Source organism: Psychrobacter sp. DD43, from assembly GCF_904846555.1.
Classification (GTDB): domain Bacteria; phylum Pseudomonadota; class Gammaproteobacteria; order Pseudomonadales; family Moraxellaceae; genus Psychrobacter; species Psychrobacter cryohalolentis.
This window is the reverse complement of sequence record NZ_CAJHBE010000004.1, coordinates 70,410-83,029: the sequence shown is the minus strand read 5'-3', so window position 1 is coordinate 83,029 and position 12,620 is coordinate 70,410. Positions and strand designations below refer to the sequence as shown.

9 protein-coding genes are annotated in these 12,620 nt (G+C 43.2%); 4 read left to right on the top strand and 5 right to left on the bottom strand.

The window, feature by feature from the left end; genetic code table 11:
- Nucleotides 1-24: 24 nt before the first annotated feature.
- A complete protein-coding gene (locus tag JMX89_RS03235; protein WP_133105077.1) occupies nt 25-552 on the bottom strand; it encodes a peroxiredoxin in 528 nt (175 codons plus the stop codon).
- A 296-nt stretch (nt 553-848) separates the two neighbouring features.
- A complete protein-coding gene (fumC, locus tag JMX89_RS03230; RefSeq protein ID WP_181209791.1) occupies nt 849-2,252 on the bottom strand; it encodes a class II fumarate hydratase in 1,404 nt (467 codons plus the stop codon).
- Between the two features lie 143 nt (nt 2,253-2,395).
- Here fumC and JMX89_RS03225 point away from each other — a divergent pair, with 143 nt between their 5' ends.
- Nucleotides 2,396-3,091, top strand: coding sequence for a 5-formyltetrahydrofolate cyclo-ligase (locus tag JMX89_RS03225; protein WP_201530944.1), 696 nt, complete (start codon nt 2,396-2,398; stop codon nt 3,089-3,091).
- Nucleotides 3,088-3,321, top strand: a complete 234-nt coding sequence (locus JMX89_RS03220; protein ID WP_201530946.1) for a hypothetical protein — start codon at nt 3,088-3,090, stop codon at nt 3,319-3,321. The genes JMX89_RS03225 and JMX89_RS03220 overlap by 4 nt, the downstream gene beginning before the upstream one ends.
- Nucleotides 3,322-3,561: 240 nt before the next feature.
- Here the strand turns inward: JMX89_RS03220 and JMX89_RS03215 are convergent, their stop codons facing one another.
- Entirely contained in the window at nt 3,562-4,923 is a 1,362-nt protein-coding gene (locus JMX89_RS03215) for a Na+/H+ antiporter family protein (RefSeq protein ID WP_181209788.1), read from the bottom strand.
- A 318-nt stretch (nt 4,924-5,241) separates the two neighbouring features.
- Between JMX89_RS03215 and lon the strand changes: the two genes are divergently transcribed.
- Both lon and JMX89_RS03205 read left to right on the top strand, forming a co-directional pair.
- On the top strand, nt 5,242-7,866 hold the full coding sequence (gene lon, locus JMX89_RS03210) for an endopeptidase La (RefSeq protein ID WP_227672991.1): 2,625 nt from the start codon (nt 5,242-5,244) through the stop codon (nt 7,864-7,866).
- A gap of 274 nt (nt 7,867-8,140) precedes the next feature.
- Nucleotides 8,141-8,698, top strand: a complete 558-nt coding sequence (locus tag JMX89_RS03205) for a superoxide dismutase family protein (RefSeq protein ID WP_201530948.1) — start codon at nt 8,141-8,143, stop codon at nt 8,696-8,698.
- A gap of 111 nt (nt 8,699-8,809) precedes the next feature.
- Here JMX89_RS03205 and topA read toward each other — a convergent pair whose 3' ends face one another.
- Both topA and JMX89_RS03195 read right to left on the bottom strand, forming a co-directional pair.
- On the bottom strand, nt 8,810-11,500 hold the full coding sequence (topA, locus tag JMX89_RS03200; protein ID WP_227672990.1) for a type I DNA topoisomerase: 2,691 nt from the start codon (nt 11,498-11,500) through the stop codon (nt 8,810-8,812).
- 279 nt (nt 11,501-11,779) lie between these two features.
- Entirely contained in the window at nt 11,780-12,376 is a 597-nt protein-coding gene (locus tag JMX89_RS03195; RefSeq protein ID WP_020444081.1) for a hypothetical protein, read from the bottom strand.
- Nucleotides 12,377-12,620 lie beyond the last annotated feature (244 nt).

Here is a 12,620-nt window from a genome sequence, read left to right as displayed (position 1 = left end):
TTATTTCTAACTTCTCAATAGAATCTAAGCATTACTTTTTAAATACTCTAACATAGTGTCTGCATCTGATACTTCAAATGGGTCTATTGGACAGTTGTCGCCAAAATCAGCTTCCTTAAACACTTTTTTAACTTCTTTATTGTCGACAACCATCGAATAACGCCATGAGCGCATACCAAAGCCAACATTACTCTTATCAACAAGCATCCCCATTTTACGAGTGAACTCACCATTACCATCAGGAAGTAAGAAAACGTTTTCACGGTTTTGCTTCAGACCCCATTGGTACATGACGAACGCATCATTGACAGAAATGCAAACTATTTCATCTATGCCTAACGCCTTAAACTCATTATAAAGCGCTTCATAACGAGGGAGATGGCTGGTCGAACAAGTTGGCGTAAACGCACCTGGTAGAGAAAACACAACCACTTTTTTATTGGCAAATAACTCATCTGTGGTTAGATCATACCATGTGAACGGGTTGTCTCCTCCAATAGAGTCATCACGAACACGAGTTTTAAAAGTCATATCAGGTACATGGGTAATCATTGTTTACTCCGAGTTAGGTTATTGTCTTTTTTTCCAAAATTCTGCATGTATATGATAATAGTTATAGTAGTCCATAAGCAATCTTTGAGATTACATTCACTATATAAGATGTAGATCTAGCTTTAAAAATATAAACCAAAAAAAAACCTTGCCACATTCTCGTATAAGAAGTGACAAGGTCTTGTTTTCGAAACTTTCAGTGGAACAAATATGATGCTGCTACTAGCAGTACAAATGGTACCTATCGTACATTAAGCAAGTCTGACACCGTAGCACATCATTATTTGGTCTACTGCTTACTTAGGATTTACCATATCAGCAGGGATTACCCACTCATCGAACTGAGCTTCAGTTAGCAGTTCTAGCTCAACCGCAACTTGCTTCAAGGTTTTGTTTTCTTTATAAGCAGTCTTAGCGATTTTCGCGGCATTCTCATAACCAACATGACGGTTAAGCGCAGTCACTAGCATCAATGAGTTATGCAAGAAGTCATCGATTTTGTCTTTTACTGGCTGGATACCAACAGCACAGTTTTCGTTAAAGCTATTGCACGCATCGCCAAGCAGTTTGATAGATTGCAATAAGTTAAAGGCGATAACTGGCTTATAAACGTTTAGCTCAAAGTTACCTGACGCGCCTGCCATGCTGATAGTGACATCGTTACCCATGACTTGCGCCACAACCATGGTCATTGCTTCTGACTGGGTTGGGTTTACTTTGCCCGGCATGATAGAAGAGCCTGGCTCATTTTCAGGAATCGTCAACTCGCCCAAACCACAGCGGGGACCTGATGCCAACCAACGTACGTCGTTAGCGATTTTATTCAAGCTACCTGCTAGCGTTTTTAGTGCGCTTGAAGCAAATACTTCAGCATCACGAGCAGCTAGTGCTTCAAATTTATTCGGTGACGTCACAAATGGAAGACCAGATAATGTCGCCAATTGCTCAGCTGATTTTACCGCATAATCAGGATGAGCGTTTAGACCAGTACCAACCGCCGTACCACCTAATGGCAATTCATACAAGCCTTGTAGCGCATTATCAATACGTACCAATGAATGATCAAGTTGGCTAACATAGCCGCTAAACTCTTGACCTAAAGTCAAAGGCGTGGCGTCTTGTAAATGCGTACGACCGATTTTCACGATGCTATCAAATTCTTTGGCTTTGGCGTCTAGTGTATCGCGCAATGCTTTTACCGCTGGAATCAGTAAGCTATTGATTTCACGAGCAGCGGCAACACGAATCGCCGTTGGGAAGCTGTCGTTGGTAGACTGTGCATGGTTGACATGGTCATTTGGATGAATTGGCGTATAGCTGCCGCGCGCGTTCCCTGCGATTTCATTGGCACGATTCGCTAATACTTCATTCATATTCATGTTTGACTGCGTACCAGAACCGGTCTGCCATACCACTAATGGGAACTGATCCGTTAGACCACCATTGATGACTTCATCAGCGGCTTGCACGATAAGATCGCGCTTATCATCTTCGATACGCTCAAGGCTCGCATTAGTAATCGCAGCGGCTTTTTTGACCAGTGCCATCGCTTCAATCATCGGACGCGGCAAGGTCTCGCCACCGATTTTAAAGTTTTCGCGGCTACGCTGAGTTTGTGCACCCCAATAAGCGTCAGCTGGGACTTCTACATTGCCCATGGTGTCTTTTTCGGTACGAGTTGCCTGATTCTGTGTTGACATAACTACCCTCTTTGATGGTTTGGTAATGAATGGTTTGTCATAAAAAGTGCAACAGCTGCTGCACACAAAGAAAAATACGCTGTAAAGTGGCGTTATGATAGCATGACTTATCACAAATTTCTCCACGTCCGTGAGGGTAACTGATGTCTAAGAGCACCAGCCAACAACAATCTACCAGTTCGCTACCTGAGTTATCTACCGTGAGCAGTCAAGCTGCTAATAATGTGCAAATAGCTGATACCATTAGCAACCCACCCAGACGCCATTTCACTCGCCAGCGTCGTAGGCTCTTGGATAATGAGCGTAAACAATATGCACGCATGGCAAGCTTGCATTTAGTCAAGCTACAGCAACGCTTACCGCCGAATGCACGTATTGGCTTATATTATGATGGCTTTGGTGAGCTGCCCACTCAGCCAATTTTGGATTGGTGTCAACACTTAGGCTATTTTCCTTATTTACCTGTCGTCGGTTCTCTTGGCAATGATGATAAGCGGTTACGCTTTGTGCCTATTTATCATGCAAAGTTATTAAATGTACCGACACGCATTCATGGCTTAGGCATGAAACAAAAACATCATCGCAGATTGCTATGGGCACGCGAGCTAGACGTCATTATCTGTCCATTGGTGGCGGTCGATAAAAACGGCAATCGTATGGGCATGGGTGGCGGATTTTATGATACGACGCTTAGCAAAAGCTATCAATCAGGAGCGAAAAAACCCTTAAAGATAGGCTGGTGCTATGACTTCCAAGTGGTTGAGCAACTAGAGCGTCAATCATGGGATGTGCCGTTAGATGCCATAATTACGCCAAGTGGCTTGAGGTGGTTTCGATGAAAGATGATAAAAAATCTCTAGATACTAACTCTAGTGCAGAGAATGTCGAACAACATTTGCAAGAGTTAGAAAAAGCGGATTATGAGCGGCTCTATTATAGTCAAGAGCAGACTTTTAGCGCTGACGAGTTAGCAAATACTATCAATGAACGCCGTTTAAATGAATTAATGGCGCAAAGTGATGAGTTTTTGAGTGGGTTAAATAGTGAGATTGAGGATTTTGATGAATAGTATTAAGAAAGGCATAAATCACATCATCATATAGTTAAAATATCTTAAAAACGCTACAGTACTGCTGGTATAAATTTTTTGTAGCCTCTGTCTGCGTAGGCACAGCAAGCAAAGAAAATTAATATCAGCAGTATATGATGTATGGATATTACTTTTCCCTGACTATAAAAAACCAAAAAGGCGAATGATTATAAAGTCACTCGCCTTTTTTATATCGACATTAAGAGTTTATATTGTTAATTAAAGCACCATCGCCGCAATCCAGCCAAAGATCAATAACGGAATGTTGTAATGGATAAAGGTTGGCACCACGCTGTCTTTGATATGGTCATGCTGTCCATCAACATTTAGACCAGAGGTGGGACCAAGGGTTGAATCTGACGCTGGAGAACCGGCATCACCAAGCGCACCAGCCGTTCCAATAATAGCTACTGTTGCCAATGGCGAAAACCCAAGCGAAATACAAAGTGGGACATAAATCGCTGCCAAAATTGGAATGGTCGAAAAGGATGAGCCAATACCCATAGTTACAATCAAGCCAATGAGTAACATAATAAATGCTGCCATCGCTTTGTTACCAGCAAACAACGATGCCGCTCCATCGACTAATGGCTGTATTTGCTCAGTCGCTTTCATGACTTCCGCAAACCCTTGCGCCGTAATCATAATAAAGCCAATCATCGCCATCAGCTTGATACCATCATTAAAGACCGTATCGGCATCACGCCATTTGACGACGCCTGTCGCCATAAAGACGCCAAAACCAAACATAGATCCTAGCAATAGTGAGTCAGTATATAGCTGCACCACAAAAGCAGTGACAATCGCTGCAATCGCCACTAGCGTCTTCATTTTACTTTGTGTTTGTGCAGTAGCCGCAGTTTTGCTTAACTCGTCACTATCTAACACTTCATCATGCGCAGCTTTATCAATTGCTAGCTGCTGATACTGACGCGGTTTACGATAGCTGATAAATACAGCAATCAGTAAGCCCACGAACATACCCAAAGCAGGAATCGCCATGGCTTTGGTCACCGAGATATTACTGATATCGATACCGGCTTCACCAACATTTTTGAGCATGATTTGATTGAGATAAATATCGCCAAACCCATAAGGAATAAACATATAAGTCGTGACAAGTCCAAAGGTAATCAAACAAGCAATTAAACGTCTATCAATATGCATGCGATTAAATGCCAATAATAATGGCGGCACAAGCAAGGGAATAAAGGCAATATGAATAGGGATTAAGTTTTGGCTAAAGCAGCTCATAGTGACAAGACCTGCAAACAACATGTATTTAATCATGCCACTGGTGCCGCCTGCATCAATGCGTTTAATCACTGCCCCTGCCAAAGATTGTGGCAAGCCGGAATGAGCGATTGCTACTGCAAACGCACCTAACAGCGCATAAGACAGCGCGATTTGTGCGCCATTTTTGATCCCTTCTTGAAAGGCGTTCAAGGTATCAGTCATACCGAGACCAGCAATGAGCCCACCTGCCAGCGCACCGATTAACAAACTGAGTACCACGTGTACCCGCGCCAAAGACAGCCCTAGCATGATGACTACCGCCAGTAGCACCGCATTGATGGTCATATTCTCGCCCCTTACCCTATATTTTTTAGCCTACTATCGACCCATTTTGGTATGCTGCCAATTTACTTATGTCGTCTCAGCCTTTTAATCCACACAGTTGCTATTTGAACGGAGCGGTTTAGACGCGCGCTATTCTACCTGATTTTACGACTAAAACCCACGCGCAAAACCAAATAGCCTGAAGAGAAAAAATAGATAAAGGCACAATATTCTCTCAACTGTTGATAACAGAGCCTTGCAATTTTATATAGCAGCACCATTTATCTAAACATGAACCACTAACTTGACTTTACAAGTCTGGTGAACGAGGAAGAATATATGAGTGAACATAAAATTGATAAAGACAATATCGATATCGATGTCGACGTGTCACCTAACGTTGCTGATGACAACAAGCAGCAAAGTGAGCTAGAAAACGAGCAACAGAATGAGCTAAAAACCTCGTCTGATAACGCAGTAGAAAACAAGTCAGCGTCTGACGCTGCTCAAGAAGATGACACTGCGAAAGACAGTAAAGAAGATGCTGTTGAAGACTATCTGCCATTATTGGCACTGCGCGATGTCGTTGTTTATCCGCATATGCAAATTGCTTTGTTTGTCGGTCGTGAGCCTTCAGTCAAAGCGGTTGAATTGGCGCAAGCTGAGTACGGCAATAAAGTTTTGGTCGTTGCTCAAAAAGACTCGCTCACCGAAGACATTGATCACGATAACTTATATCAATACGGCACAGTATGTCGTATCGTCAGCACCATGCCACATGATAGCGATGAGAATTGCATCAAAGTATTGATCGAAGGTCAATATCGCGCTCGTGTTGATTCGATAGAGAGTCATGATGATTTATTGATGGCAAGCTTTGAGCGTGCAGACCTTGATGTCAGCATGGATGAGAGCCAGCAGAAAAACACGATTCAAGCTTTAACCTCGCTGTTTGAAAGCTATGCCGATGCACGTTTACGTAATGCGCGTGAGCTAACGCGCGTTGCAAAACGTATCGATGATTTGCTTGAGTTGGTCTACTTTATCTCAACTCGTGTGTCGATGGATCTTGATATCAAACAGTCATTTTTAGAGCAAAATGATATCAAAACCCATATCAACACTTTGACCGAATATTTGGTCAAGCAAAGTGCTGAGCAAAACATCGAACAAGATATCCAAGAAGCTGTCCGTCAGCAAATGGAAGACAATCAGCGCGAATACTTCTTAAACGAGAAGATGAAAGCCATTAAAAACGAGCTGTCAGATATGAATGACGGTGCGTTCGATGGTGAAGATGACGTGGCTGAGCTTGAACAACGTCTTGATGAAGCTGACTTGCCAGAAGATGTGCGCAAAAAAGCTGAGCAAGAAATGAAAAAGCTCAAAATGATGCCACCGGCTTCGAGTGAATCTTCAGTGGTGCGCAACTATATTGAATGGATTTTGGACACGCCGTGGAATGCGACGACTAAAGTTTCTATCAATTTAGATAAAGCTAAAACTGTTCTAGACGAAGACCATTATGGCTTACAAGATGTCAAAGATCGCATCTTAGAGTATCTCGCTGTACAATCACGAGTGAAAAAACTGCGCGGTCCTATTCTTTGCTTAGTCGGTCCTCCGGGTGTTGGTAAAACTTCATTGGGCGAATCAATTGCTCGTGCAACCGGTCGTAAGTTTGTACGTATGGCGCTTGGCGGTGTACGTGATGAAGCTGAGATTCGTGGTCATCGCCGTACGTATATCGGTGCAATGCCAGGTAAAATCGTGCAGTCATTGGCAAAGGTAGAAGTCAAAAACCCGCTATTCTTATTGGATGAAATCGATAAGATGGCGCATGACTTCCGCGGTGATCCAGCATCAGCGTTGCTTGAAGTGCTAGACCCATCACAGAATGATACTTTCAATGACCATTATTTAGATATGGACTTGGATTTATCACAAGTGATGTTTATCTGTACCGCTAACAGTATGGATATTCCAGCTGCGCTACTTGACCGTATGGAGGTTATTCGCTTACCGGGTTATACCGAAGCAGAAAAAGTGAATATCGCGCAGAAGTATCTAGTGCCAAAAGCCATTAAAAATAATGGTCTCAAAGAAGGCGAGATTGAGATTGTAGAAGCAGCATTGCATAGCATCGTGCGTAGCTATACGCGTGAAGCCGGTGTACGTAACCTTGAGCGTGAAGTGAATAAAATCTGCCGTAAAGTGGTTCGCGGTTCGGTTGAAACGCATGGCGCCCGCGCTCCGAAAAAAGCAGAACGTGAGCTGGTCGTGGTCGATGACAAAAACATCGATGACTATCTAGGTGTCCATCAGTATGACTATGGTCTAGCGGAAGAAGAGCCTGAGATTGGTCGTATTACTGGGCTTGCTTGGACACAAGTCGGTGGTGAGCTACTTACTATCGAAGCGGTTGCGATGAAAGGCAAAGGTGAGCTTATCTTTACCGGTTCACTCGGTGACGTGATGAAAGAATCTATCCGTGCAGCGATGAGTGTGGTACGTGCTCGTGGCGATAGCTTAGGCATTGATTACGAGACTTTTAAAACGACTGACGTCCACGTACATATGCCAGAAGGCGCCACTCCAAAAGATGGTCCATCTGCTGGTGGTGCGCTAACGACAGCGCTAGTATCTGCATTAACTGGTATTGCTATTCGTCCAGATATTGCCATGACAGGTGAGATTACCCTGCGCGGTAAAATCCTACGTATCGGTGGTCTTAAAGAGAAGCTGCTCGCAGCGCATCGTGGTGGTATCAAGCATGTGTTGATTCCAGATACTAACGAGCGTGACTTAGCCGATATCCCTGATAACGTCAAAGAAGGCTTAACCATTCAGCCAGTCGCGACGATTGATGAGATATTAAAAGTAGCGTTGGTCAGTATGCCAGTACCAATTAAACCTGCCAAAGTAACGGTTGATAAGACCAAAGGTAAAGCGCTACACAATTAATCAGTTAACGTAAGAAAAAGACCGTAATATTAGTTACGGTCTTTTTTTTGTTCAGGATTTTTAAATTTGCTATTTATTTTCTCTTGGATTAAATCCCTTCAAATATGATAGGAAGATCTCTTGCGTAAGTTACCTTCTTTTAAAAATCATATGATACTTACATTTATTAACCGATTGTTGCGCTTTTAGTGAATAACTCCTTCAAGCGCCTAGCTATACTGATACAGTAAATCATTGATGATATAAAAAACACGAATTTAAAACGGAGATAATAATGAATAAGACAATGCTTGCAAGTGCTCTATTATGTGGTTCTGCTTTAGCAATGACGGGTTGCCAAACGGTAGAAGGTCAGATGCAAACAGGCAATCCTCTAAACCAACCTGTTTTGAAGTCGACCATTAATACTGTTACTGGTGATAAAAATGAAGTCGGGCAAATGTTTTTACGTCCCGTTGATGGTGGTGTGCAAGTATATGGTAAGCTGATGAACTTGCAGCCAGGTCAGACCGTGTCGTTACATATTCATGAAACAGGAAGCTGTGGCAATATGGGTAAAGCAGCAGGTGGGCATTTTAATCCAGATAACAAACCACACTCTAACCCAAATGACATGAATGGTCATGCAGGCGACTTACCTAATTTAACGGCTAATGCGGATGGTGTCGCAACTATCAATTATGTGAATAAGAAAATTTCTGCCGCTGATGCTGGTAAATACAGCGTCAATCGCCTAGCCTTTATCGTGCATAGTGGCGTTGATGATTACACCAGTCAGCCAGCTGGTAATGCCGGTGATCGCGTCGCTTGCGGTATCATCGAAAAAAGATAATCCATAATCCATAATCATAGCTTCGATTTTAAATCATAAAAAAACCTCTTAGATTGTATAAGAGGTTTTTTTATAGCCTGAAACTATTGACGGCTTAAAGGTAAAAGAAATTTACTCCTCTACCCACTCTCCTTTACGCCAGTAAACGCCCCAACGTGTGGCTTTGCCATTTTTCTCAGAGCCGATATACTGCTCTTTTTTCTTGCGCGACCAACGTAAAATCGTCGGATTACCATCTGGATCTTCATCTGGACCTTCAAACAAATACTGGAACTTGTCTTCCATTTTATCTTTAATCTCTCGCAGCTCAGCAAGCTTTGGCGGACGTGTCTCCCGTACTTTAGGGAACTTAGAGGCTGCTAAGAACATGCCCGCTGCGCCTTCACGTAAGATAAAGTAATCTTCATGCTTAACAGATTTTAACTCTGGTAGATGAATAGGATCCATGCGCGGCGGTGCTGCTTCGCCTGTTTTCAATACTTTACGCGTGTTATCACATTGCTGGCAAGCAAAGTAAGGACCAAAACGTCCCGTCTTTAGCTCCATCTGCCCATCGCACTTATTACAATCAATGGTTGGAGAGTCAGAACCAGGCACTTCGAACTTACCTTCTTCTAAGACATAACCATCACAATCAGGATTGTTACCACACACATGCAGCTTAAGACCGCCATCAACGATATAACCATTCATTGCCGTACCGCATTTCGGGCAGCGTTTCTTCTCCATCAAATCTCTGACTTCGGCCGCTTCGTCATCACCTTCGGCATCATCAAGATTGGCAAAAGCTTCGACTGGCATTAAGTTCTTAGTGCCTTTACAGCGTTCTTTCGGTGGTAAGTTGTAACCAGTACAACCTAAGAATACACCCGTTGAACCGGTACGTAGCTGCATTGGACGAGCACAAAGATCGCAATGGACATCTGGTACATCGGTTGGATCATTGGGGCGCATGCCGTCTTTTTCTTTAGCACGATCAAGCGTTGTCTTGAAGTCACCATAGAAATTATCGAGGACATCTTTCCAGTCGGTATCGCCTTCTGCCACATGGTCAAGCTTATCTTCTAAGGCGGCGGTAAAGGTATAATCCATCAAATCAGGGAAACTTGCGGTTAATCTATCGGTGACGATATCACCCATTTTTTCGGCAAATAAACGCTTGTTTTCGAGCTTTACATAACCACGATCTTGAATAGTCGAGATGATAGAAGCATAGGTCGATGGACGACCGATGCCTTTTTTCTCAAGCTCTTTGACCAAGCTTGCCTCAGTAAAACGCGGTGGCGGCTTGGTAAAATGTTGACTCGGATCAAGCTTATCTACTATTAATTTATCGCCTTTTTTCACATCTGGTAATAAGTTATCGTCGGTCTTGGCAGGTGGCATCACTTTAGTATAGCCATCAAATACCAAGGTACGACCGCGTGCTTTTAACTCAACGTCGTCAGCAGCAACGAATAAATTCACTGATAGATATTTTGCTGGTAGCATCTGACAGGCCACAAACTGACGCCAGATTAGCTCATACAAACGTATTGCATCACGTTCAACGGCCTTAAGCTGCGTTGACTTCATATTGACGTTAGACGGACGTATGGCTTCATGCGCTTCTTGTGCGCCTTGTTTATTACCATAGAAATTCGGCTTTTCTGGCACGTATTTCGCACCATAGCTGTCTTCGATATAGCCACGTACCGCAGCAAGCGCATCACCTGATAAAAAGGTCGAATCGGTACGCATATAAGTAATGTGACCCGCTTCATATAAACGTTGCGCTAAAATCATGGTTTTCTTAACTGAGAATCCCAGACGCGTGCTGGCGGCTTGTTGCAAAGTCGAGGTAATAAAAGGCGCACTTGGTTTCGACTGCGTTGGCTTCTCTTCACGTTCTTTGACGATAAAGTCATTTGCTTTTAGGACATCTAATACTTTATCGGTCTGCTCTTTATTGACGAGCTTTAGCGTTTTGCCGCCTTGCTTAGTGGCTTCTAAACGAATACCAATTTGCTCAGCGTCTGCAGCTTTTTTGGCTTTGCTCTCAGCAATATGGGTATCGGCATGAATCTGCCAATACTCTTCTGGAATAAAGGCGCGGATTTCATGCTCACGCTCAACAACCAAGCGCATGGCAACTGACTGCACGCGACCCGCCGATAGACCACGAGCAACCTTTTGCCACAAAAGTGGCGATACCATAAAACCAACGACACGATCTAAAAAACGCCGCGCTTGCTGTGCATTAACTCGGTCAATATCAAGTTTAGACGGTTGCTTAAAGGCATTTTGAATGGCAGATTTGGTAATCTCGTTAAAAACCACACGCTCATACTTACTGTCAGCGCCGCCGATGACTTCTTTAAGATGCCAAGCAATCGCCTCTCCCTCTCTATCCATATCCGTTGCCAGATAGATTTTGTCAGCATCTTTGGCTAAAGCTTTCAGCTCTTTGATGACCTTGGTCTTATTTGGCAAGACTTCATAGACTGCCGCCCAATCATGCTCAGGGTCGACACCCATACGCCGTACCAATGCTTGCTGGGTTTTTTCTTCTTTGCTTAGACTGTCATCTTTTTTGGTCGTTGCTGGTTTCTTTGCGCTTTTACTTGCACCGACTGGCAAATCTCGGACATGACCGATACTTGAGCGCACGATAAAATCATCACCCAAGTATTTATTGATGGTTTTTGCCTTGGCGGGTGATTCAACAATTACCAAAGATTTGCCCTTTGGACTGGCTTTCGGGCTGCCTTTAGGTTTGTCAGCAGCGGGCGCTGCACTTTTTTTAGCTGCGGGTTTTGTCATAGGTGACGACACCATAATAAGTAAATTAAAATAAGAATTGTCTAGCAGCATGCCATTTATAGGTTTGGTTATAAGGGCGTGGCAAATTATTGTAGTAATGGCTGCTAGTAAAATCGGTTATAAAACAAATGATAACCATAACGAAAGGTTTCAGTTATAAAGACGTTACACTGCTAAGGCTTAAACTGTCAACTGAAAATGACTAAGCGTCTGCCAAAAGCACTTGCATATCGTTCTTTTATGGAGACGAAAAAACAATTTGCTACCTTGTGGCGATTTTTATAGGATCTTTTGCATCTGCAGCGCCCACTCTTCAAGCTTTTCTTTGAGCGCTAATAAATCGCTCTCAATCAATTTTTGCTGATAAGTAGGATTGGTCGCAGGGCGTACATAAGCGATATCTTCCCAATAAATTACGATACTATTTGCCTTAGTCAATAGCCCCTTTACATAGGGCTCAATACTGACTGGCAAATCAAGTGGCATCTTGTCCAAACTGACATTGGGCTTCTTAATTGCTGTATGGGTATTGCTTTGATTCGCACGAATAGCCGTTGGCACGATAAGCTTATTATCATCTGTAGTCGTATCAACAAAACTACTATCTGGTCGCCATTGCCCATCAATCACTTGATAGCGGGTAAACGGCAGATTGGTATTTTCTAATATTAAGCAATACTGACCCATCATCCCGCGACCATACTCGTTGTCTTTACCCTTTATCCAGTCAGGACAAGTGACCAGCTTTGGATTGAGCTGCAAGCGGCGCGCGGTCATACGCAGCTTATCTAAACGCTGATCGATACCGCTCGGCTTGAGCGCCATCATACTCCCTAATACGAATAGTACAATGAGAATAGCAATCCACATACCCATGACAATCTGACCTTTTAGCTAATAAGTTCGCTCATAACAGCGATTATTTTATACGTGACTGACCTTGATAACTGTATTTATAATGCGTGTCAGCCCTCAAAAATCAAGAAGAATAGAGCGCAAGTACACAAATTACCGCATGCTAGATTATCTATCGTTATGAGACAAGCCACCAGCTAATCTACAATATCGCTGATATTTATAGTGGCATATCAAATACTTAGTACAGAAAGCTACTCGTTCG